The following is a 23,329-nucleotide window of genomic DNA, read 5'->3' on the forward strand; positions in this document are numbered from 1 at the left end:
AACGGTAACAATTGCTACATTCTGTTTTTTTAATTCAGGAGAAATTCTTTGATAATAATATACATTCCCATAGCTAACACAAACCAACCAAAAGCCGGTTTTAGTTTTGCGCCATCGATTTTTTTAGATAAATAGGTGCCAATGAACAGTCCCAGGATGGCAATTGCCGAAATGGTAAAAAGCAGTCTGAAATTGATGCTGATACCGTTTAACACATCGCCGCCAAAACCAATTAACGAAGTAATAAAGATAATCAATAAAGAGGTGCCAATAGCTTGTTTCATAGGTAAATTTGCAAAGAAAAGCAATGCTGGAATGATCAAAAAACCACCACCGGCACCTAGAAAACCAGTGAGAAAACCTACTAATAGTCCAATGAGGGCTATCTTGCTGAAATTGTCTTTTTGAAGAGTTTTTTTTGGTATTGCCTTTTTGATCATCGATACGGATGTGGCTATCATAAGACACGCAAACACAATGAGAATCAAAAGATTTTTTGACACTTCAAAATGGTGTAGTGTAAAAATAACGGACGGAATTTTTGGTAACACAATTTCTCGTACAAAAAGTAAAGAGAGGAGAGAAGGAATCGCAAAGGCAAGTGCTGGTTTTATTTTTAAATTACCAAGTTTGTACTGGCTGTAGCTCCCAATCATAGCTGTTATTCCGACTATAAATAACGAATAACTGGTGGCTAGTTCCGGATTGATATTAAAGAGATATACCAGTATGGGAACGGCAAGTATGGATCCGCCACCGCCAATTAAACCCAAAGAAAGACCAATAATAATAGAAGCAAAATAGCCTAAATATTCCATCGTAACATTTTTTTGAAGCTCTGATTTTAAAAATAGTTGCACAAAAGCACCGCTTCAGGGCGTAAATTTTATTTTAACAGTTCAATGTTATTGCGGTGTAAGGCCACAATGCCGCGTTGCTCCATTTTTTTTAACAAACGCGAAATTACTTCTCTTGAGGTATTGAGCTCTGATGCGATTTCCTGATGGGAGAGTTTCAATTCTTTACAACCACACACATCGGCATGGCGTTTTAGATAAAATTCCAATCGCTCATCCATCGCCCGGAAAGCAATGCTGTCAATGACTTCGAGAATCTCCTCAAAACGACTTCTGTAGGTATCAATTACAAATTCATACCAGCTGCGGTGTTGCATCATCCACTTGTCCATCAAGAGTAAGGGCAAGAGGATTAGTTCGACATCTTCAACGACTTTAGCCATGATTTGGCTTTTTTCATTTTTGGTGGCACATATCATGGAAATGGCACAAGCCTGACCGGGTTGCAAATAATACATGAAAAACTCTCCTCCATTTTCATCTTCGCGATAGACCTTAATTTTTCCACGGATTACCAATACAGTATTTTTTATGTACTGTCCGGTCCGCATGATGACATCACCAGTTTTGAAGGATTGGATCGCAGCATTTGCATCCACATCTTTGACTAGTTCAGTAGAAAAGGAAGGAAATATTTTTTTTATGGAATCAAGCATTTTTATTTTTTTCTATATTCTGCCTTGTAAAAGTAGTGTAAATAACTCAAAAAACAGACCGTTTTTCAGACTATAACAGTGTACAAACCTTTGATTTATGGCTTGTTGTCTATGGATTTAATAGACTATTTTTAATAAGAATTCAAGCCTTAGTTTTAGTTTGTTGATGTTTAATGTTTTGCGAAAACGATTTTTCAATAAAAATATCTAATTAACAATTGTTACGTTTATTGTTTGGTAAAAACGTTGTATTTTTACAAAAAACATCATTATGAATTTAACACAAGAAGATTGGATTTCTCAATTTGAAGCGGATGAAAATGCAGTAATTCTAGACGTGAGAACCGAAGATGAATTTAGCGAAGGCTATATTGCCAATGCCATCAATATTGACATTCACAGCGGCCAGGATTTTGTAACTGAAATAGAAGCTTTGGACAAAAACAAAAAGTATTATGTGTATTGTCGATCCGGAATGCGAAGTGCAAAAGCATGCGAAATAATGAATCAGCTTGGTTTTGAAAACGCCTACAACTTAATAGGCGGAATTATAGAATGGGATGGAGAAGTAGTAGCTCCATAAAACGCAAAGAGGGTAATACCTCTTTTTAGTATTTAAATTACAGGTTTTACTACTTTTTGTGTGGGTTTAATTAGAAATCACACTACTTAGGGAATCCCTTTTTTGCCATTAAGCTTAATTAACGTAATGTTTTAATGCTGGTATTATTAAGTCTTTATTTTGCAAATCAGTATAGAGTGCAATGCATACCGATTTCGTGGCAGAGCCAAATTATAAATATAATATCTATTTTTATGAATGTAATACCAGAAGAATTTCAAATTAGCACTTTATTAAATCAAGATACGTACTTAATTGATGGAGAATTAAAAAAATGGAACGGTCAGACAACTCCTGTTTTTTCAACAATTTCGTCTACAGATGAATATGGTCCAACTATTTTAGGCTCTATCCCGTCTATGGGGGAAACGGAAGCTCTAGAAGCGGTAAATGCAGCCAATGCAGCGTATAATAACGGTCAAGGATTATGGCCTACGATGAAAGTGGCGGATCGGATAAAGTGTATGGAAAACTTTGTTACTCAAATGAAAACGACCCGTAAAGAAGTAGTTAAACTATTGATGTGGGAAATAGGAAAATCATTGAGTGATTCTGAAAAAGAATTTGACAGAACTGTAGAATATATATATGATACTATTGACAGTTTAAAAGAATTGAACAGCCGTAGTGCTCATTTTTCTAAAGTTCAGGGAGTAAACGCTATGGTTCGTAGAGGACCGCTTGGAGTTGTTTTATGCCTTGGGCCTTATAATTATCCGTTGAATGAGACTTTTTCGTTACTCATTCCGGCATTGATCATGGGGAACCCGGTAATTTTTAAACCGGCAAAACATGGTGTGCTGTTGATCTCCCCTTTATTAGAAGCTTTTAGAAGCAGTTTCCCAAAAGGAGCCATCAATATTGTATACGGTCGCGGACGTGAAGTGGCTTCGCCAATAATGAAATCCGGTAAAGTAGCTATTTTGGCTTTGATAGGAAACAGTACCTCAGCGATTGCATTACAAGACCAGCATCCTAATAAAAACAGATTGCGTTTGATCCTAGGTTTAGAGGCGAAAAACCCTGCGATAGTTCTTCCGGATGCTGATTTAGACTTGGCCATCCAAGAGTGTATTGCCGGTTCTTTATCGTTCAATGGACAGCGTTGTACGGCTTTGAAAGTATTGTATGTGCATGAGTCTATTGCTGAGGAGTTCAATACGCGTTTTGCTGCCAAAGTGGATGCCTTAGTTTTTGGAAATCCGTGGGATGCCTCCGTGTTTCTGACGCCTTTACCAGAAAAAGAAAAACCAGCTTATATTCAGGAATTGATTGATGATGCTACTAGTAAAGGAGCTGCTATAATTAATGAAAAGGGAGGACAACATTATTCTAATTACATCTTTCCAGCGGTTTTATTTCCAGTAAATAAAGAAATGCGTGTGTATCACGAAGAGCAATTTGGTCCTGTGGTGCCTATTATTTCTTTCAAAGACATTCAGGAACCTTTGAATGATATGGCCGAATCGAATTATGGGCAACAAGTAAGTTTGTTTGGAAAAGACATTAAAACTATTGCACCACTTATTGATGCTTTGGTGAATTTAGTGTGCAGAGTAAACCTGAATAGTTCTTGCCAAAGAGGTCCGGATGTTCTCCCGTTTACAGGACGAAAAGATTCAGCAGTAGGAACATTGAGTATTCATGATGCGCTGCGCTCGTTCTCAATTAGAACCTTTGTAGCATCTAAAGACAATGCCTATAACAATGCTATTTTACAGGAATTATTGAGCAGTAAAGAATCTAATTTTATTAATACCGATTATATTTTATAATCTTTTATAATCAAAAAAAGCCGTTTTTTTTTGGACTTAACATTCCTCTTTGAAATATATTTTAGAATTTTAAACGACATATTTCAAAACATCGCGTGCTAATAGCGCCATAAAATAGTAGAGTCTATAGAATTAATACCCGATGGACAAATCCTTATTTAGGTGAAATTATCTAAAAAGTTTAAAAAGAAACTTTATCTTTATACTCTTGTTGAGGTGTAATTATTAACTAAATATTTACTTACATGAAAAATCTAATCCTTTTTTGTTTACTGTTAGCTTGCTTTGGGTTCGAAAGTTGTAAAAAAAATAAAAATCTGAACGCTACAGATGCTGCCCGAACCCAAGCTGAAAAGCCAATAAACGTTCAGTGTTATAAAGCTTTGTTTGAAAAAGACACCATTGATTTAGAAATCAGCACTTTGCAAAACGGAAAAATTACAGGAAACATGGTGATGAAGATTTTTAACATGCCCAAAAAAACTGGAAAAATCAACGGCGAATTCCGAGGCGATACATTATTTGCTGACTACTCGTTTATTCAAGGAACTTATGATAAAATAACGTATAAAAATCCATTGGCAATGTTAAAGAAAGGGAACGAACTCATTTTAGGTAATGGAAAAATCGAAACTTATTTAGGAGCTTCTTATTTTGTGAAAGGAGTACCTATAGATTTTGATAATGTGAAATATAAATTTATAAGTGTTGATTGTGTTGGTGAAAAATAATTAATTCAACAGCGTAAAAAGTATTTCTTGAAATATCAAAAGGGCAATTCCTGTAAACAAGATTTAAATAATATAAGTATCTCTTAATCAAAGTGGTAAAGAGATACTTATGTTATGTTATTTTTGTAAGGATATAAGTTTTTCGGCAATTTTTAGAAGATCTGTTTCGTTTATTTCAGGTAATGGTGCCAAAGGATACAATTGTTGTCCGGGACGTGCCGTAAAGGCTCCTCTCCAACCTGCCCAAATTGCACCTGCAATATCCCAACCATGAGCTGCAACCATCAAACATTCGTTGGGTTTAACTCCCATTTTTTGCGCTGCCCAATTATACACAGCAGTATCTGGTTTGTATTTGCCTACTTCTTCAACACTTAAAATTTGATCAAAAAATGCCGTTAAGCCCGCATTTTTAAATTGAGTTTCAACGCCTTTGGTTGATGAATTTGTTAAGGCAACTAATGTATAACCAGCATTTCTTAATGCTGCTAACGCTTCTTTTACTTCGGGATGAGGTGGTAAAGAGGTTATACTGCTTACGGCTACTTTAGCTTCCGCTTCTGTTAAAAGAATACCTTGATTCGCAGCTACCATTCTTAAAGCAGCAGCTCCAATAGTACCAAAATCTGTATACTGACCACCAACTGTTGTTACTAAAGAATAGTGCAACATGGTAGTAAACCAAAGGGCAGTTAAATCTTCTCGATTTCCTAAGGCTTGACCAATACTTTTTTTTATGGCTCCTAAATCCAATAAGGTTTCATTTACATCAAAGAATACTACTTTTGGTGCTGTCATAATTTTTAATTTAGTTTTATATGGGCTTTCATTTTGTTCGATAATAAAAGAAGCCAAATGGATCACTTTTTAATCGAAATTATATTTTTTTGTCGGGTTTTATCTGATCAATAGTAAGTAACAATCATTGTGTAATGGCATGTTTTAAAATTAGACAAAAGGAAGTAACAAATTGATTTTAAAATACTATTTTTAAGTATTTCTTTGAGAGATCTTTTGTTTTAGTTCTTCTTTTTTGAACCACTTATGATTCTAGAAATCAATCCTTGTTGGTTCGTGAATTCAGAAAAGAAAATACTCGCCAAGTGAATTACGATGAAGGTCAATAAATAATAAATGGATAGGACATGTATATCTTCCATTGATTCCTTTCTGTTTTCTGGACCCAAAACAATGATTAAACCGGTGATTAGTGAAATTGCCACGCAAGCATAAAAAACTAAATACGTCCAATAGTGAATTTTTTCTTTAAATGCTAATCCTTTGGAAAAGGGATTGGAGAATTTCATCTGTCCAAAAAAGGGAAGCGCCAATCGGATGCTGTACAGCCCTACTAACGCATAACCAATATATATGTGCCAATCCCACATGGGTTTTCTTATTTTTTTAGCAAGCAAAATAAGCTGATCCTGGGATAGGGATTGATCTGTGGTTGAAAGATAGTCTTGCATGATCAGTGCGACATTATTTTTGTTCATCCAGGTCATTCTAAGAAATATAGTAATAAGCATTAGCGTCATGCAAATGGCTATTGACCAGTGCATGATTCGGTAAATGGTGGAGTAATTTCTGGATTTCATGATTTATCAGAATTGGGTTGTTATGGTTTAGGAGTCAGTTTTAATTGCGATACAATTTCAGAAAGAATTTAGTTTAAATTAATTCAGAGTACACGGATATAATGAAAGGCGATGAAGAATGGTTTTAGAAAAACAGCAACGATACTATCCTATTTTTACCAGCCAATAAATCGTTCTTTCTTTAAAGTGCTGTAAAATGATCACTTTTAGGAAAAATACTCAAGGCTTCAATCGCAATTTCTGGAGTAGGAGAGGCTAGTTTGCGAAGTTTGAGATCCATCCAAGCGCCATCAACTGTTATAGTTGCACATAATTTGTTGTCCTCATTTATAAACTCATGCACAATGGACCAACGGGAAGCATCCGCATTTACTTTTGAAGTTTTGGTGCGCAAAAAAATTTTGTCAGAAAGCTTTATTTCTTTTCTAAAAACACATTCTTCCCTAAAAAGAATAGGGCCAAAGCCTTGCAACTGCATCACCTTAATGGTCAAACCAAGACTTTCCAGAATTTCGATACGATGTTGTGCGCCAAAGTCATAATAGGCACTGTGCCGTACATGAAAATTAGGGTCAAGATCTGACCAGCGAAAAGATAATTCTTTGCTAAATGAAGTCATTGTTTTTTTTTATAGATGTTTCCAAGATTTGATACCAAGGAAGTACTGTGTTTTTTTGAAACTCAAAAGTACGACAAAAAGCAAGTAGGAAGCTAATGAAATTATAAATTAGATCCATTTGTTGGAGTATATTTTTAGCACTACTAAAAATATTGAATAGCGAAGCCTAATTTATAAAGAATTCTATTAAATAAAAAAGCCCTTCAGAAAATCCAAAGGGCTGATGCTTGCTGCGTAATTTATTTTTTTGATTCTTCTACAGAAACTTTTCTAAACTCTTTTAATAGTTTTTCTAGTTCCAAAGTTGATTTACGAGCTCTTGGTCCGGCAGCTTTGACACCTTTCTCAGTTAGTGACTCAGATTCTGTTTTGAATGTTTCGAATTCAGCGTTGATTTTTGCAACTAAATCTTTCATAATAGTACTGTATTAAATTAAGGCGCTAAAATAGAATTTTGATTTTTAGATTGGGATGTTTTGAGTTTTAAATTAACATTAGAAAACCATTATTTTATTGTATGTGTCAGAAATATCTTTTTTTATAAATACTGAATAAAATTACGTCCGCTTTTTTTAATTATTCAATAAATAAGAAGTGAAATCTCAGTATTCCTGAGATCAAGAATGACAACTTCGGTTATAATGACAACTTCTCTGTGATGTCATATTGTCAGATTTTTTTACGCCAATTTTAACATAAACTGACAATTCATTAGTCCCTTTTGTATTGGCACAAAGATTGACTTATCGACTTCGAGTCATTAAAACTAGTATACAATAAAATTAAATATATTTAAAATGGGTAAAATAATCGGAATTGATTTAGGTACGACCAACTCTTGTGTTTCTGTAATGGAAGGTAATGAAGCTGTTGTTATTCCTAATGCAGAAGGAAAAAGAACAACACCATCTATCATCGCTTTTGTTGAAGGTGGAGAGATTAAAGTAGGAGATCCTGCTAAAAGACAAGCGGTAACTAATCCAACTAAGACTATTGCTTCTATCAAACGTTTCATGGGACATTCTTTCGGCGAAATTACAGCTGAAGCAAAAAGAGTTTCGTACAAAGTAGTAAAAGGAGACAACAATACACCACGTGTGGATATTGATGGCCGTTTATACTCTGCACAAGAATTGTCAGCAATGACACTTCAAAAAATGAAAAAAACAGCAGAAGACTATTTAGGTCAAACTGTTACTGAAGCAGTTATTACTGTTCCTGCTTACTTTAATGATGCACAACGTCAAGCTACGAAAGAAGCGGGTGAAATTGCAGGTCTTAAAGTAATGCGTATCATCAACGAACCTACAGCTGCAGCTCTTGCTTACGGTTTGGATAAAAAAGGTAAAGATCAAAAAATTGCTGTTTACGATTTAGGTGGTGGTACTTTTGATATTTCGGTTCTTGAATTAGGAGACGGAGTTTTTGAAGTATTGTCTACAAATGGAGATACTCACTTAGGTGGAGACGATTTTGACCACGAAATTATTGACTGGTTAGCTGCTGATTTCTTAACGGAAGAAGGGATTGACTTACGTCTTGACCCAATGTCATTACAACGTTTGAAAGAAGCTGCGGAGAAAGCAAAAATTGAATTGTCTTCTTCTGCTGAAACTGAAATCAACTTGCCTTACGTAACCGCTACAGCTTCAGGACCAAAACACTTAGTGAAAAAATTGACAAGAGCTAAATTTGAGCAATTGACTGATTCATTAGTAAAACGTTCTATGGCACCAGTGGCTAAAGCGCTAAAAGATGCAGGTTTATCTGTTTCTGATATTGACGAAGTGATTCTTGTAGGAGGTTCTACTCGTATGCCAAGAATTGCTGAAGAGGTTGAAAAATTCTTTGGTAAAAAAGCGTCTAAAGGAGTTAACCCTGATGAAGTTGTTGCCATTGGAGCAGCTATTCAAGGTGGAGTTCTTTCTGGAGATGTAAAAGATGTATTGTTACTTGACGTTACACCTTTGTCTTTAGGTATCGAAACTATGGGTGGTGTTATGACAACTCTTATTGAGTCTAATACAACTATCCCAACTAAAAAATCTCAAGTTTTCTCTACAGCAGCAGATTCTCAACCAACAGTTGAACTACACGTTCTTCAAGGGGCAAGAGCTATGGCTGCTGATAACAAAACAATTGGTCGTTTTAACTTAGACGGTATTCCACCAGCACCGAGAGGGGTTCCACAAATTGAAGTGACTTTTGATATTGATGCTAATGGTATCATCAAAGTTTCTGCAACGGACAAAGGAACAGGAAAATCTCACGATATTCGTATCGAAGCTTCTTCTGGATTAACATCTGAAGAAATCGAAAGAATGAAACAAGATGCTGAAGCTAACGCAGAATCTGACAAAATCGCTAGATCAAGAGCTGAAAAATTGAACGAAGCAGATGGAATGATTTTTCAAACTGAAACGCAATTGAAAGAACTTGGTGCTAAATTATCTGATGATAATAAAGTAGCTGTAGAATACGCATTGACTGAATTGAGAATGGCGCACCAATCTCAAGATATTCCTGCAATTCAAACGGCTCTTGACAACATCAATGCGGCATGGAAAAAAGCAACTGAAGCAATGTATGCTGAAGGAGAACAAGGTCAAGCAGCATCTAAACCAGAAGGTGAAGCAGCTCAAGGTGACAATGTTGAAGACGTTGAATTTGAAGAAGTAAAATAATTATTTCTCGTAGAGACGCGATTTATTGCGTCTCTATTATTGATTTAGAAAACCGTTCGCCTTTGGTGAACGGTTTTTTTATGGACATTGATTTTAATTTTATTCTCCTTTTTACCACGAAACATTCTTGTGATAACTAAAGTATGAGGAAATGTTATGGCAGCCAAAAAAGAAAAAAATAAAGTATTGAATAGTTGTTCTTCTTTAAATGTAAAATACAAAAGTGCCATTTCTACTAGTGAAACCAACCAATAAACGCCTGCTACAGGGCAATATGCAATAAAATTGCTTACGAAACAAGAACCATTTGAAAACTTTATTTGGTTAATTATAGAAGGAATACTGTGCCACAAGACAAAATAAATGGCAAAACCCCAGATCAGACTCGAGAATTTAAAAAGGATAGCAAATAGTACTAAATAAAAGAGTTCTAGGCGTTTTTTTTGATTTCCAATACAAATAAACACTGATAGCTATAAATAAGGCACCTGAAATCTGTAAGGATAGCCAAATGTATAGAATAGGAATACTGATTTTTGTGATGTTTAATATAATGTTTTGTACCTCCTCAGAGTGAAAAGTAAACAGCAACACTAAAATAAAGAATCCATAAGAGAATTGGAATAGTACTTTGGCGAGGTTGTATTTACCGATTGTGTAGCGCTATGGGACTTCATTTTCGGACTTGCTTATTTTGAATTGTGTATGAAATCAGGTTAGGAGAAGCTTCAAAATTAGCTGTTGCTACAGGTGGAGAAATTCAAAAAGCACACAGAATATTGTGCTGGTTTGTACTTGTAGGCTGGTCAATATATCCATTAGGATACATGAAACAAAAAACCCGACCTATTTTTTAAATAAGTCGGGTATTTAATTCTATCATTATTGTTATTTATCACGTATAGACGTACTGCCGTGCGTTTCTACAAGATACATTACATTAAAGTCACATTTAACAAAAAAAGGGAAAATGTTGTTTGAATATTTTCCCTTTTTAATTTATTATTTAGGATCTAAAGCTTCTCCTATTCTGGAAATTAAATCGAGAACATGGTATTTGCTCATTCGATCTGACATTCTAGAAGTAGATAATTTCAATTCATTTTTTAAACTATTCAGTTGACCTCTAGCAATAGATGGTAAATCCGTTTGCGCCAGATTGACTTTTCTGGTGGTGAAACCATAAGTAACTCCTACCGGAACAGATCTAACGCTTGCCGTACCTGGTTTTAGTAATTCAATCATCTTGTCTACATACAATTTTTGGATGTTTCTGCGGTAGATGTCAATAGAATTTTTATTTTTCAGTTCAGAGAAAATTCCTTTGTTCAAATCGGTTATTAATTCATCTACAGAATAGTTGTCTTTACTCACCGAGGAGGTTTCTAAAAGGCGTACCATTCGGTCTCCGGCTAATAAGCTGTTTAAGGTGGCATCCTGCATTCCTTTGATTGCTTCGACACCATTTTCCGGGTTAATTTTTGAAAGAATATCTTGATTCAACAACCATTTTGGCGTGGTGAATAACTGGGTATTCAAGAATGCTACAGCATCTTTCTGGATGCTTTTTGGTACTACTTCAAATTGATTGCCAGTCATGTCATACGTTTTTGGACTATCATATATTCCACCTACATTTTTAGTTACATGACCCATATACCTTCTAAACTGACCGGTAAGTGCGCCATAAAGTTCGTCCAGTTCAGTATAACTTTCACCATCTTCTTTAGACCATTCTAGTAAATTGGGTAAAATTCTTTTTAGATTTTTAATACCATATTCAGAGGCTCTCATAGCATTGTCACCAATATCTTCCGTTTGATATCTTGGATCATAGGGACTGGTTTCAGACCCAAACCATAAACGACGGTTCTTGTAGGCTTCCTTAGTCATTTCATTCAAAAAAGCTTTCTCTTCTGCTTCCGTTTTCGTGTCTTCAAAGTAAGAGTATCCCCACTTAATAGCCCATTTGTCATAGTCTCCAATTCTAGGAAATAAACTAGTCACACCATCTTCTGGTTGTGCAACATAATTAAAACGCGCATAATCCATTATAGATGAAGTATGTCCGTTTTGCTCTTGGTAGTCTTTATCTCTTAGTTTTTCAACAGGAGTGGCAGAGCTGGCTCCCATATTGTGGCGCAAGCCTAATGTATGTCCTACTTCATGCGAAGACACGAAACGAATGAGTTCTCCCATTAATTTATCGTCAAATTTCTTAGCTCTAGCCGCCGGATCTACAGCCGCAGTTTGAATCAAATACCAATTTCTCAAAAGACTCATGATATTGTGGTACCAACCAATGTGGCTCTCCAGAATCTCACCACTTCTTGGATCATGAACATTTGGTCCATACGCGTTTTGAATTTCAGCAGCGAAATATCTCAATACAGAAAAACGAGCATCTTCTAAACTCATAGTTGGATCGTTCTCTGGCCAATATTCTCCACGAATGGCATTTTTCCAACCTGCATTTTCAAAGGCAATTTGCCAATCATCAATTCCTTGTTTGATGAATTTTTTCCATTTTTCTGGTGTAGCCGGGTCAATGTAATATACAATAGGTTTCAAAGGCTCTATCAATTCTCCATTTTTTTGTTTTTGAGCATCTTCGGCAGATTTAGGTTCTAAACGCCATCTGACAGCAAATACTTTGGTGTCGGACTTTTGGGATTCTTCCTCAAAAACACCGTATTGATTGGCAAAATATCCTACACGTGCATCAAATTCTCTTTTGCGCATGGGAGTTTTTGGCAATAAAATCATGGATGTATTTATTTCCACAGTGAGTACACCAGCATCTAGAGCCGAAGGTAAATCAACTCCAATTTTTGGCGTTGGTGTTGTATTGATTTTTGGTGGTGTAGTGGTAAATGTTTTTACACTTCTTATTTCAGTATTGATAGGAAAACTACTTATTTTTGAAATAAATGATTTGTCTTTTTGAAATGTTTGAATGTTTAATAATTGTTTCTTAATTGGATCTAATGAAAAAGTTTGAACATCAGCATCGAATGTTGTAGATAAATCGACAACATAGCCCGTTATTTTTCCGGAATCATCTTTTTTGTATGCAAGTACATCATAATTACCAATAATTGGATCCGAAGTGGAGTTTTTAACTGCTTTAGCCATTGGTTTGTCTTCATCTGGAGACATAATGACATAAGTGATTGATCTCAACAATATATTGTTGTTCAGTCCTTTTTCCCAACGAACGACTTGTCTGTTGATTTCTTCTCCGCCAAAAATTCCTCCTCCGGCAGGAGTCTTAGAATATCGGGTTATGGTCATCATTTCACTCCCTAATAGAGAATCAGGAATTTCAAAAAGATACTTATTGTCTATTTTATGAACATCAATTAATCCTTTCTGAGTAACGGCACTAGTATCAATTACTTTTTTATAGGGTTTAGGTTCTTTTTTGGCATCAGCTACTTTGGTGTCAACTGCTGTAACGGCATTTTTATCTGCTTTTTTCTTTTTCTTACTTTGGGCAAATGTTCCCTGGACGGAAAAAAACAGCAGACATACAATAATTAGGGTTAGTTTTTTTTTTAGCATTTAGTTAAATGTTTTATAAAGGTTAAGGATTAGCTTTTGTAAATAAGTAGTTTTTTTTTTCTTTTTTACAATCGAAATCCAAATCTATTGATATATTTTTAAAAACAGACCAATAATGTACAAAAATCGAATAATTAACATTTATTAAATAATAAGATTTTTTAATATCACAATATGTTTTTTCTCATGAATGGATGTATTTTTTCGCCTTATCTTTGTTTTATAATGAATAAATCAAAAATATTTTTTTCCTTTTCAGCAGCTGTAAAAGTAGTGAGGAGTGATTTTTTTTTAAAATATTTTCGTAATATTACGATACAAATGACGCTGTATGAGAAAAATTAAATATAAGAAAAGTAGAAAACTACAACCCAACAATTTAGAATATACCGGGATTCATAAGGACTATAAATCGGAAATACAATTGTTTGTTTATGATGATTTAATGCTGTCAGAGTATGATGATTTCAAAGTTTCGGATTTTGATAAATATATTGATCTGCAAAAAAATAATTGGCTTAATCTACACGGTCTAAGTAATATTGAATACATAAAATCTATTGGGAATTATTTCAAAATAGATACCTTCATTTTAGCTGATATTTTAAATACTACACGAAGAACTAAAGTTGAAGAATTGTCAGATGTTTTGTTTTTTAATATAAAATCATTACTTCCGACAGGAAATTCTGATAATATAAGTGTAGAGCAGATTAGTTTTTTGATCAAAGATGGGATCTTAATTTCCTTTCAGGAAAAGCGTAGTGACTTTTTTACGCATATTCGCGAACGTCTTCGGACGCATTCCGGCATTGTAAGAAGCAAAAGAACGGATTACTTGTTGTACATTCTTTTAGATGCCATTATGGAAAATTTTTACATCACCATAGAAAACGAAGAAGATAAAGTAGAGGAACTCATCAACCTTTCAAAACAAAGTACCAACCCAATTATCTTAGAAAAAATTGAAAAACACAGGGATAATTTCAATTTTTTGAAGCGCTCTATAGTTCCGCTTCGAGATTCTTTGTACAATATAAAGAGCATCAAAGATGATAATGTATTTAATGCGATAGAAAAAGAGAATTTTAGCTTTTTTGCACGATTGCATCAAAAGAGCCTGGAACTTTTAGAACAAATAGAATCGGATATGGGGTCATTAGAAAGTGCCTCTAATTTTTTTTTCTCGGCACAAACACATAAGATGAATGAGATTATGAAAACACTGACTATTGTTTCAGCAATCTTTATTCCGCTTACATTTATTGTAGGTGTGTATGGAATGAATTTTGAAAATTTACCGGAACTTAAATACCAATATGGCTATCATACCGTTATGGGTGCTATGTTTTTGATCGTAATAGGGATGATTATATATTTTAAAAAACGCCAGTGGTTTTAATATAAAAAGGGTATTACAAAAAAATATTAAATAACAATATGACCTCCAATTTGTTTTGGAATTAATACAAATATCAAAAAATGAGTAAACCATTTATATTGCAACAACGGAACAAAATAGCGGGAAGTAAATTATAACTTTGGGCTTGATGAGCATTTTGATTGGTAAAACTGCAAAAGGGGGTTGTTTCAGGCCATTGTTGAGGATTTCGAAGAAGGTGGATTGACAATCACATAGAAACAGTCATTGGCCAATCAGGTATTTGAATTATTGAAGAATTAAGAAAATTCGCCGTTCACAAAAAAGTGTCTGTATTCAGACGCTTTTTTTATGCCTTTTATTTAAGAAATCTATCTATATTTGGAGATAAAAATGCCGCGTTTTGAAAGTAAAAATTACAATAATAATCCTTTTATCTTTAATTTCATCCCAACTTTTTGCTCAGGAGCTACTTCCTTTTGTGGAAAATTATAACAAATCAGATTATAAAGGCGACAACCAGATTTGGAATGTAGCCCAAGGAAATGATGACGCAATGTACTTTGCTAATAATTATTATTTGTTGCGATATGATGGTGTGAAATGGGAGAAATACACACTGCCCAACAAAACGATTATCCGTTCGATACTGGTAGATGGTGACAGGATTTATTCGGGTTCTTATAAAGAATTTGGGTATTGGTACAGAAAAAAAGGGAAGATGTTGTATGTCTCACTTTCTGATAAAACGAAGGTTTTCGAAGATAGTGATAATGAAGAAATTTGGAAGATATTTAAGTTCAAAGGAAAAATTTATTTTCAATCATTTAATGGGATTTTTCTGTATGATGGAAAAGCAATCAAGAAGGAAAAGTTCTCTTTTTTGATTTCTTATTGTTTCGTAGTAGACGATCAGTTGCTCGTTGCTTCAGTAGAAAACGGAATCTATAAAATGAATAATTCCACTTTTGAAAAAATTCAAAGATGGTCTATATTAGAAAATAATGTGATTCATGCTATAGGAAAGTTCCAAAACAAAACCTATATTTTTACTAAAAAAAATGGGGTTTACATTGATGATAAAGGCGTTTTGAGTACTTGGAAAAACCCTTTAAACACTATTTTGAAAACGGCTAATATCAATGCAGCTGCGTTTATAAAAAACAATAAATTAGTTATTGGAACTGCCAGTAAAGGGGTTTATCTGTTTGATTTAAAAACCAATTCCTATAAAAACATTAATAGAAATAATGTCCTGATGAACAACTCGATTTTGAGTATGGGGTTGGACAAAGAAAATGATTTATGGCTTGGCTTGGATAATGGAATTGCCCATGTTGAGGTCAATTCGCCAATATCTATTTTCTATGATAACTCGGGCGTTTTAGGCTCTGTATATTCTGTCGCTACTATAGACAAAGGTTATCTAATGGCGTCCAATCATGGTATTTTTAAATTAGAAGGCAATCAATTTTCTATAGTTCCCAATACTGAAGGGCAGGCATGGAATATCAGTAAAATTAATAACAAATACCTGATAGGTCACAACGAAGGCACTTTTGTTTACGAGAAAGGATTGTTCTATAAATTAAGTGCTGTACACGGGGGGTGGAATGTAGCAAAAAGCAGTATCAATAATTCGTATTTGCAAGCAACATATAGCGGCGTAATTATTTATAATGATATTGATGATTTGAATCAAAAGAAAAGTATAAAAGGATTAGTAAAACCAATTAAATATGTAGCTCAAAATAGGAAAAATGAAATATGGGCTGCTGATAACAACAGAGGTTTGTACCGCATTCTGTATAATGATGCCTATGAAACTACTGCGATTGAAAATGTTACCCAACGCAGCAAAATTAGTAATGATTTTGGCGTGAAAATATTTGAATTCCGAAATGAAATTCTTTTTCTGATAAATAAGTCTTGGTATACCTATAATTCAATCACGAATCAACTCGAGAAAGATAAATTATTCAATTCTAATTTCAAAAATATTTCTAATATTGCCACTATTGACGAAAATCATTTTATAGTACTTCAGAGTGGTCTTTTGTATCATATTTATGCCAATGCAAATAAATTTGTCTGGAAAGTTATTCAGGAAAAATATTACTCAGGAAAGATTATCAATGACAATTTGAAAATTTTTAAAAATAAAGAAAGTTATTTATTAAATCTTGACGATGGTTTTATTTCACTTCAGTTAAAACAAGAAAAAAAACAAAATACGAATATAAAAATAGAAGCTTTTAGTGAAGATAGTTTGATTCACAATAAATCGCGGATAAATTATAATTCAGAGTTGAAGATACATGTAATATCTGGAAAATTTGGAGCGGCAAAGCCAAATTTATTTTATAAAACCACTAACACGTCTCGTTTTATACCTATCAAGGAGGGATTGATTGTTTTGAATAACCTTAGTAGTGGCGACCATAGTGTTACTATTTACGGGAATGATGGACTGAATTATACTACAATTTCTAATTTTCAATTCATTGTGGCTAAGCCTTGGTATTTTTCTTTTTGGATGATCTCGTTGTATCTTATTGTGATAAGCACAATATTATACCTATATTATAAGTGGAATAAAATACGATATGTTCAAAAATTAGAGTTTCGTGATGAGGAGTTAAAACATCAAAATAAAATTCTGGAAATGGAATTAAAAGCCCAAAACAAGTTGAATATTCAAGAATATGAAAAGCACATTTTGGAACTTGAATTGCAAACAAAGTCATCTGAGGTTGCCGGTAAGTCACTTTCTATAGCAAAGCAAAGTGAAATGATAGAACGTATTCAAGGTATTTTAGACTCTGAATCGGACTTTAATAAACTAAAAAGTGACATCAAAAAAGCCATAAAAATAAATGCCGTGAATAAACATGAATGGGAGACTTTTGAGAACAACCTAAATCAGATTCACAATGAATTTATTGTCAAGCTAGCAAAGAAATATCCCAACCTTACCTCTAAGGATATTAAACTTTGTATTTACTTAAAAATGAATCTTTCTTCTAAAGAAATTGCTCCAATGATGAACATTTCATTTAGAGGAGTTGAGTTGCAACGGTATCGCCTAAGAAAAAAATTAAATCTTAATCAGGAAGAAAACCTTTCTAAATTTTTGTTAAACATATAAATACCTTCTATTTTTATAGATACTATATTTAATGTATTGTTTTTTTAGAAACCACAATACATCATTACTACATCATATACATCTATTGCAATACCCGTTTTCCTTATTAACAGCTTTCAATCATTGATTTGTTTCGCTACTTTTATTTTTTGATGTATTTATGTAGTAACTCTGTTGTACTAACTATAACGTTGTAATTATCTAATTTGGCTCAACTAACTTTAACAAATTATTAATATATGAGAAATATTATTTTTAGCTTTTTAGCACTTATTTTACTACCGGCATACATGTCTGGACAAGTAATTAAGGGAAAAGTAGCAGATAAAAATGGCATCGGAATTCCAGGTGGTATTATAGTTGCAGTTGATTCTAAAACGAATGCAATTACTGATTTTGATGGGAATTTTGAAATTAGAGCTGTAATAGGTGAAATTTTACAAATTTCTATGTTAGGTTTTGAACCAACTTCTACTGTAGCTACATCAAACCTGATGCGTATTGTACTTCAAGAAGATCAGGATACACAATTAGATGAAGTCGTTGTTATAGGGTACGGAACTCGAAAAATTATTGATAATACTTCCTCAATAATTTCGCTGAAAGCAGAAGAAATTTCTAAAACTAAAGTACTCAATGCTTCACAAGCAATTCAAGGTAAAGCTGCGGGTGTTCAGGTAATTTCTTCTGATTTACCGGGAAGCACTCCTTCCGTAATTATTAGGGGTTTGGGTACTGCATTAGGCGGACGTACTCCTTTATATCTTGTAGATGGTATGCCTACGGAGAATATCAATAACATTAATACGAATGACATTACCTCATACGAAATTTTAAAAGATGCTTCTGCATTAGCAATTTATGGAACTAGAGCTGCAAACGGTGTAATCATTATTACAACCAAAAAAGGCAAAGGAGACAAAGTTACAGTAGAATTTGAAAGCTTCACAGGTTTTAGAGAGCCTTTGAAAAAAGTAAAAATGGCAGGAAGTAATAAGTACTCTCATTTTTCGAATTCTGCTTTGCAAACCACTACTTTTTCACAAGATCAACCCATTAACACCGATTGGTTTGATGCGATTACCAGAACAGGTTCATATACTCAAAATAACGTTTCGGTTTCTGGTGCAACGGAGAATATTAAATACTTCTTCAGTTTAGGAAATTATCAGGAAAAAGCAATTCTTAACGGATTGGATTACAGTCGGACCACTTTTAGAAACAATAATGAAATTAAAATTTCTAAAAAAGTAACTTTAAATCAAAATTTTAGTTTTGGTTCAGCAAATTCTACTCCAAAACCATTAAGCGCTTTTACTAACGCTTACAAACAATCACCAATCGTTCCAGTTCGTTTTTCAAATGGTCAATATGGAGTTTCTTATGTTGGTACTAACGGCTTTGCCGGGACTGCCGGTTCTTCTTTTAATAACGTAGGAAATCCTGTAGCACAATTAAACTATTTTGATGAAGAGCAAAGAAGCATAACCTTACAAGGGGGTTTGAAATTAGATTATGATATTTTGAAATCATTAAAATTTACTTCTCAATTTAACGGGGAATATTATTCTTGGAAAAATTACAATTTCGAAGACACTAAAACAATTTGGCAATCCAATAATAATCCGGGACAATTAAGCAGTATTACTTATCCAGCGGATAAAAATATTAATTTATTGACTAAAGGTAGAAATCAATATTTCAATTGGAATCTGTCTAACTACCTGACTTACAATAAAGTTTTTGCAGAAATTCATGATATTGAACTAACAGCTGGTATCGAGACCTCGGTTAGGGGTGCTAGAGAGCAATTGACTGTTGCCAGAAAAAATGTAAATGCAAATTCAAATTACTGGTCACTAGCGGGTGTTGATTATGTAGGAACAGTTGTTAATTACAGAGATGAGGTTTTTAATGAAAATAAAATAGCTTCTTATTTTGGTCGTTTTCAATACAAATTAATGGATAAATACCTATTTTCAGGTACAATCAGACGGGATGGTTCATCAAATTTTGGTAAAGATTACCGTTGGGGAACCTTTCCAGCCTTTGGTTTAGGATGGGTTATTACCAAAGAGGAATTTATGGCCAATGCAACAGGAATAGACTTATTGAAATTAAGAGGTGGTTGGGGTAAATTAGGAAACCAAAATGTTCCTCTTAACAACCAAGCATATAGTTCTGGTCTTACTTATTATTTAGGAGGTTCCCTATTGAATGAAGGAACTACTATCAATTCACAAGTAGATCCAAGTTTATCATGGGAAATCACCGAAGAAACTTCTGCAGGATTAGATTTTGAATTATTGACTAACAGATTGAAAGGATCATTTGATGTGTACGATAAAACGACTACAAATGTAATTTTAAACACAAGACCTTATATTACTTCTGGAATCAGCAATTCTTCACCGGCACATGTGGGAGAAGTTTCTAATAAAGGATATGAGATTGCTTTGCGTTGGGACGATAAACTAACGGATAATTTGAGTTACTGGGTTGGAGGAAATTTTTCTAACAACAAAAATGAATTGACAGGTTTAAAAGATGCTACACTTGCCCCAATTACAGGTGGAGATTTAGGAAATGGACAATGGACAAAACTATTAGACAATACTTCTGTAGGAAAACCATTGGGTAGTTTTTATATTTATGAATATGCGGGTTTTGATGCTACAAATGGTAAAATGTTATACTACACTGCAGCAGGAGCCAAAGTGACTCAAGATGCTTTAAATGCTAATGCAGATAAAAAGTACGTTGGTTCTATTTTACCTAATTCAACATACGGAGTTACTTTAGGGATGAACTATAAAAACTTTGATTTCTCAGTGGACGGATACGGTACCTCTGGAGCAAAAGTGTATAACGGTAAAAAAGCACAACGTTTTACAGGAGAAAATATCGAAGATTCACTGGCAACAGATTTTTGGACAGTAAACAATACTACTGCCTCAAATCCTGGACCGTTTAATCAAGTTCCGGTAGCGTCAACTTATTATTTAGAATCGGGGGATTTCTTTAGAATCAATAATATTACTCTAGGATACAAAATTCCTTTGAAAGGAGAATTTTTAACTTCTTGTAGAGTATATGTAAATGCAATAAATCCACTTATTACTCAAAAATTCTCAGGTTTCTCCCCTGAATTAAATGGTAATGGAGATCCTTATGGAACGCAAGGTATTGAGTTGGATGCATATCCAACATTAAGATCAGTAGTTATTGGTGCTAATTTAAAATTTTAATACAATGAAAAAGATATATATATCAATTTTTGCGCTATCCGCATACTTTTTCTCGGGATGTTCAAACGACTATTTAGAGGTAGATCAAACAGAATCTATTTCTACAAAAGACATAGAATTATTCAATAATGATGCAGGAGCTGCCACTTTTGTAACTGCCATCTACAGTAAGTTTTTAGATTGGAACATGACTTCCTTTTCTTGGATTGGGTTGTCAAGTATTGCCTCTGATGATGCTGACAAAGGATCGTCTCCAGGAGATACTGGTACCGATAAAGATTTAATGGATGCCTTAACCTATAATGCCTCAACGCCATCAACAAGTGAGGTTTTTGCAGCTAATTATGAAGGAATTAACAGATGCAATCAAGCATTAAGTATTATTCCTCAATTAGACAAAGCTAATCCTGCTTTACGTACCAGATTAATGGGAGAAGCAAAGTTTTTGAGAGCCTTTATGTATTTCACTTTAGTGAAAACCTATGGAGGTGTTCCAATTATTGATCATTTGCCAAACCCTTCTTCTGATGAAGATAGAATTATGCAATTAACACGAAAATCTAGAGCAGAAGTGTATGCTTATATTGAAAGTGATTTGAATGATGCTATTGTGGCATTGCCAAACAAATCCGAATATGCGGCTGCTGAAAAAGGAAGAGCTTCAAAAGGAGCTGCTTACGCTTTATTGGCAAAAATAAATTTGTACCAAAAAAACTGGCAGAAAGTAGTGGACAACTGTAATTTGATTACAGGATATGCTATTGTTCCAAATTATGCTTCTATGTTTAGATTAGCTGGAGAAAATGATGCTGAATCTATTTTTGAAATTCAAGGCACAGGTTCAGTTCCTGCCAGAGGAATCTCAGGATATTCCAATACGCAAGGAGCTCGTGGTAATGGTGGATGGGGTTGGGGCTTCAATACACCATCCCAAAGTTTAGTAAATGCTTATGAAACAGGTGATAGTAGAAAAAATGCAACAATCATTTTTAGAGGTACCACTTTATATGATGGTAGAGTTGTACCAGTTACTGTTGAAAATGAAAGATACAACTACAAAGCGTATTCATCTGCTTTCACAGATGGTTGGGAAACCGATGTGAATATTAAATATTTGAGATATGCCGAAGTTATATTAATGAAAGCCGAAGCGCTAAATGAATTGAATCAAACTCTTGCAGCGATTTCTTTGTTGAACCAAATTAGAGCAAGAGCTGGATTAAGCAACACAATTGCTCTATCTCAAAGTGATGTGAGAACTGCAATTTGGAAAGAAAGAAGAGTTGAAATGGCATTTGAACACGATAGATTTTTTGATTTAGTTCGTACGGGACAAGCAGTAACCGCATTTGCTATTCATGGAAAAACATTCGTTGCAGGTAAACATGAATTGTTTCCATTGCCACAAGCTTTTATTATACAATCAGGCGGATTGTCAACACAAAACCCAGGGTATTAATTTTAAAGAACTGTAAAATGAAAAAAAATAAATATATTTTCTTATTTGCTTCTGTTTTGGCTTCACAATTTTTTGTGAGCTGTAACGAGGATAGTATAGATAAAGTCAATACACCAATTGCTTACGAGGCAATTGGTGGATATGAAAATTCAGATAACGTTGCTGCCGCTAATTTAGTTACCAAATTTAGTTTTGAGAACAGTATTACAGATTCAAAAAATGGAATAACAGGCGGGGTAGGGAAAAATGTGACCTATGGAAACGGAATCAAAGGAAAGGCATATCAAGGATCTTCAAATTCTTTTATTGCTTACAGCGCAGTGGCAAGTTCTTTGGTGGATTTAAAAAGTATTACTGTTTCTATGTGGATCAATACAAATCCACACTCCGGAGGAGCACAATCATTATTTATGTTGCCAAAAACAACAGATTTTTGGGGGAACATTTTCTCATTAATAGAAGGTACTGGTCCGGCAACTACTATGTTAATGAAAAATCATCTTCAAAAAGATGTGACACCCAGTATTGCATGGTCTGGGCAGTTTATAGAGCATGGTGGTGCTAATGTTCTAACAAATATGTTTGGAACATGGAAACATGTTGTATGGGCTTACAGTGGAGTTAGTTCTACTTACAGTATGTACATTGATGGACAAAAACTGAATTTACCTGCTTCAATTGCCAAGCGATATGCAAGTGATCCTCTTAGCGGGGGTGTTGGCTATGGTGATCTTGCCAGTTCGAATGTTTCAAAGTTCATTATTGGTGGATTCCAGCAACATTTAGGTGCTCCATGGAACGCTCCAGATGGTTGGATGTTGAATTACACCGGTTTAATGGATGAGTTTAGAATTTATAACGCAGCTCTTTCTGACAATGAAGTTGTCGCTTTATATAAATTAGAAAAAGACAACAGATAAAAGACTATTAACCCCTAGATTTCTAAAACTAGGGGTTTATTTTAAAACTATTAATCCTATTATTTTT

17 protein-coding genes and 1 pseudogene are annotated in these 23,329 nt (G+C 34.1%); 10 read left to right on the forward strand and 8 right to left on the reverse strand.

Features of this window, described 5'->3' with window-relative positions; all coding sequences use genetic code 11:
- Nucleotides 1-29: 29 nt before the first annotated feature.
- Together EKM03_RS06970 and EKM03_RS06975 are read right to left on the reverse strand one after the other, a co-directional pair.
- The gene (locus EKM03_RS06970; RefSeq protein WP_126463018.1) at nt 30-818 is read right to left on the reverse strand and encodes a sulfite exporter TauE/SafE family protein; all 789 of its coding nucleotides are present in this window, start codon (nt 816-818) and stop codon (nt 30-32) included.
- A gap of 68 nt (nt 819-886) precedes the next feature.
- On the reverse strand, nt 887-1,513 hold the full coding sequence (locus EKM03_RS06975; protein WP_126463016.1) for a Crp/Fnr family transcriptional regulator: 627 nt from the start codon (nt 1,511-1,513) through the stop codon (nt 887-889).
- A 271-nt stretch (nt 1,514-1,784) separates the two neighbouring features.
- Between EKM03_RS06975 and EKM03_RS06980 the strand changes: the two genes are divergently transcribed.
- The 3 genes from EKM03_RS06980 (at nt 1,785) to EKM03_RS06990 (ending at nt 4,641) form a co-directional block, all read left to right on the forward strand.
- Nucleotides 1,785-2,096 carry a rhodanese-like domain-containing protein gene (locus EKM03_RS06980; protein ID WP_126463014.1) on the forward strand — a complete coding sequence of 104 codons (312 nt, stop codon included), beginning with the start codon at nt 1,785-1,787 and terminating at the stop codon, nt 2,094-2,096.
- 233 nt (nt 2,097-2,329) lie between these two features.
- Nucleotides 2,330-3,910, forward strand: a complete 1,581-nt coding sequence (locus tag EKM03_RS06985) for an NADP-dependent glyceraldehyde-3-phosphate dehydrogenase (RefSeq protein ID WP_126740087.1) — start codon at nt 2,330-2,332, stop codon at nt 3,908-3,910.
- Nucleotides 3,911-4,155: 245 nt separating this feature from the next.
- Entirely contained in the window at nt 4,156-4,641 is a 486-nt protein-coding gene (locus EKM03_RS06990) for a hypothetical protein (RefSeq protein WP_126564211.1), read from the forward strand.
- A gap of 117 nt (nt 4,642-4,758) precedes the next feature.
- Here EKM03_RS06990 and EKM03_RS06995 read toward each other — a convergent pair whose 3' ends face one another.
- The 4 genes from EKM03_RS06995 to EKM03_RS07010 form a co-directional block, all read right to left on the reverse strand.
- Nucleotides 4,759-5,439, reverse strand: a complete 681-nt coding sequence (locus EKM03_RS06995; protein ID WP_126463008.1) for a haloacid dehalogenase type II — start codon at nt 5,437-5,439, stop codon at nt 4,759-4,761.
- Nucleotides 5,440-5,660: 221 nt separating this feature from the next.
- The gene (locus tag EKM03_RS07000; protein ID WP_126553575.1) at nt 5,661-6,239 is read right to left on the reverse strand and encodes a cytochrome b/b6 domain-containing protein; all 579 of its coding nucleotides are present in this window, start codon (nt 6,237-6,239) and stop codon (nt 5,661-5,663) included.
- A gap of 181 nt (nt 6,240-6,420) precedes the next feature.
- Nucleotides 6,421-6,858, reverse strand: a complete 438-nt coding sequence (locus EKM03_RS07005) for a thioesterase family protein (RefSeq protein ID WP_126463004.1) — start codon at nt 6,856-6,858, stop codon at nt 6,421-6,423.
- A 239-nt stretch (nt 6,859-7,097) separates the two neighbouring features.
- A complete protein-coding gene (locus EKM03_RS07010) occupies nt 7,098-7,274 on the reverse strand; it encodes a histone H1 (RefSeq protein WP_126452532.1) in 177 nt (58 codons plus the stop codon).
- 381 nt (nt 7,275-7,655) lie between these two features.
- On the opposite strand from EKM03_RS07010, the gene dnaK reads away from it, so the two are divergent.
- Complete coding sequence (dnaK, locus tag EKM03_RS07015) at nt 7,656-9,542, forward strand: molecular chaperone DnaK (protein ID WP_126452530.1); 1,887 nt, start codon at nt 7,656-7,658, stop codon at nt 9,540-9,542.
- Nucleotides 9,543-9,586: 44 nt separating this feature from the next.
- Here the strand turns inward: dnaK and EKM03_RS15465 are convergent, their stop codons facing one another.
- On the reverse strand, nt 9,587-10,009 hold the full coding sequence (locus EKM03_RS15465) for a Brp/Blh family beta-carotene 15,15'-dioxygenase (protein WP_126564212.1): 423 nt from the start codon (nt 10,007-10,009) through the stop codon (nt 9,587-9,589).
- A gap of 160 nt (nt 10,010-10,169) precedes the next feature.
- On the opposite strand from EKM03_RS15465, the pseudogene EKM03_RS07025 reads away from it, so the two are divergent.
- A pseudogene (locus EKM03_RS07025) lies at nt 10,170-10,372 on the forward strand (rhodopsin); the annotation flags it as partial.
- Between the two features lie 172 nt (nt 10,373-10,544).
- Here the strand turns inward: EKM03_RS07025 and EKM03_RS07030 are convergent.
- Nucleotides 10,545-13,106 (reverse strand): zinc-dependent metalloprotease, encoded by a 2,562-nt coding sequence (locus EKM03_RS07030; protein WP_197037198.1) that lies wholly within the window; start codon nt 13,104-13,106, stop codon nt 10,545-10,547.
- 331 nt (nt 13,107-13,437) lie between these two features.
- Between EKM03_RS07030 and corA the strand changes: the two genes are divergently transcribed.
- From corA to EKM03_RS07055, 5 genes are all read left to right on the forward strand, one after another.
- Nucleotides 13,438-14,508 carry a magnesium/cobalt transporter CorA gene (gene corA, locus EKM03_RS07035; protein ID WP_126562956.1) on the forward strand — a complete coding sequence of 357 codons (1,071 nt, stop codon included), beginning with the start codon at nt 13,438-13,440 and terminating at the stop codon, nt 14,506-14,508.
- Between the two features lie 382 nt (nt 14,509-14,890).
- Nucleotides 14,891-17,635 carry a histidine kinase gene (locus EKM03_RS07040; protein WP_126740088.1) on the forward strand — a complete coding sequence of 915 codons (2,745 nt, stop codon included), beginning with the start codon at nt 14,891-14,893 and terminating at the stop codon, nt 17,633-17,635.
- A 239-nt stretch (nt 17,636-17,874) separates the two neighbouring features.
- Nucleotides 17,875-20,883 carry a SusC/RagA family TonB-linked outer membrane protein gene (locus EKM03_RS07045; RefSeq protein WP_126562456.1) on the forward strand — a complete coding sequence of 1,003 codons (3,009 nt, stop codon included), beginning with the start codon at nt 17,875-17,877 and terminating at the stop codon, nt 20,881-20,883.
- Between the two features lie 4 nt (nt 20,884-20,887).
- Nucleotides 20,888-22,342: a RagB/SusD family nutrient uptake outer membrane protein gene (locus EKM03_RS07050; RefSeq protein WP_126740089.1), complete on the forward strand. Its 1,455-nt coding sequence runs from the start codon at nt 20,888-20,890 to the stop codon at nt 22,340-22,342.
- 17 nt (nt 22,343-22,359) lie between these two features.
- Nucleotides 22,360-23,262 (forward strand): LamG-like jellyroll fold domain-containing protein, encoded by a 903-nt coding sequence (locus EKM03_RS07055; protein ID WP_126462993.1) that lies wholly within the window; start codon nt 22,360-22,362, stop codon nt 23,260-23,262.
- The last annotated feature ends 67 nt before the right edge of the window (nt 23,263-23,329 follow it).

The sequence above is a fragment of the Flavobacterium sp. GSP6 genome (assembly GCF_003984855.1).
Lineage (GTDB): Bacteria > Bacteroidota > Bacteroidia > Flavobacteriales > Flavobacteriaceae > Flavobacterium.

What these genes read in the sequence shown, in the direction of transcription:
- EKM03_RS07000 (WP_126553575.1), bottom strand. Translation starts at nt 6,239, where the DNA reads ATGAAATCCAGAAATTACTCCACCATTTACCGAATCATGCACTGGTCA.
- dnaK (WP_126452530.1), top strand. Translation starts at nt 7,656, where the DNA reads ATGGGTAAAATAATCGGAATTGATTTAGGTACGACCAACTCTTGTGTT.
- EKM03_RS07055 (WP_126462993.1), top strand. Translation starts at nt 22,360, where the DNA reads ATGAAAAAAAATAAATATATTTTCTTATTTGCTTCTGTTTTGGCTTCA.
- EKM03_RS06990 (WP_126564211.1), top strand. Translation starts at nt 4,156, where the DNA reads ATGAAAAATCTAATCCTTTTTTGTTTACTGTTAGCTTGCTTTGGGTTC.
- EKM03_RS07045 (WP_126562456.1), top strand. Translation starts at nt 17,875, where the DNA reads ATGAGAAATATTATTTTTAGCTTTTTAGCACTTATTTTACTACCGGCA.
- EKM03_RS06985 (WP_126740087.1), top strand. Translation starts at nt 2,330, where the DNA reads ATGAATGTAATACCAGAAGAATTTCAAATTAGCACTTTATTAAATCAA.
- EKM03_RS06995 (WP_126463008.1), bottom strand. Translation starts at nt 5,439, where the DNA reads ATGACAGCACCAAAAGTAGTATTCTTTGATGTAAATGAAACCTTATTG.
- EKM03_RS07030 (WP_197037198.1), bottom strand. Translation starts at nt 13,106, where the DNA reads ATGCTAAAAAAAAAACTAACCCTAATTATTGTATGTCTGCTGTTTTTT.
- EKM03_RS07010 (WP_126452532.1), bottom strand. Translation starts at nt 7,274, where the DNA reads ATGAAAGATTTAGTTGCAAAAATCAACGCTGAATTCGAAACATTCAAA.
- EKM03_RS06975 (WP_126463016.1), bottom strand. Translation starts at nt 1,513, where the DNA reads ATGCTTGATTCCATAAAAAAAATATTTCCTTCCTTTTCTACTGAACTA.
- EKM03_RS07050 (WP_126740089.1), top strand. Translation starts at nt 20,888, where the DNA reads ATGAAAAAGATATATATATCAATTTTTGCGCTATCCGCATACTTTTTC.
- EKM03_RS07005 (WP_126463004.1), bottom strand. Translation starts at nt 6,858, where the DNA reads ATGACTTCATTTAGCAAAGAATTATCTTTTCGCTGGTCAGATCTTGAC.
- EKM03_RS06970 (WP_126463018.1), bottom strand. Translation starts at nt 818, where the DNA reads ATGGAATATTTAGGCTATTTTGCTTCTATTATTATTGGTCTTTCTTTG.
- EKM03_RS06980 (WP_126463014.1), top strand. Translation starts at nt 1,785, where the DNA reads ATGAATTTAACACAAGAAGATTGGATTTCTCAATTTGAAGCGGATGAA.
- corA (WP_126562956.1), top strand. Translation starts at nt 13,438, where the DNA reads ATGAGAAAAATTAAATATAAGAAAAGTAGAAAACTACAACCCAACAAT.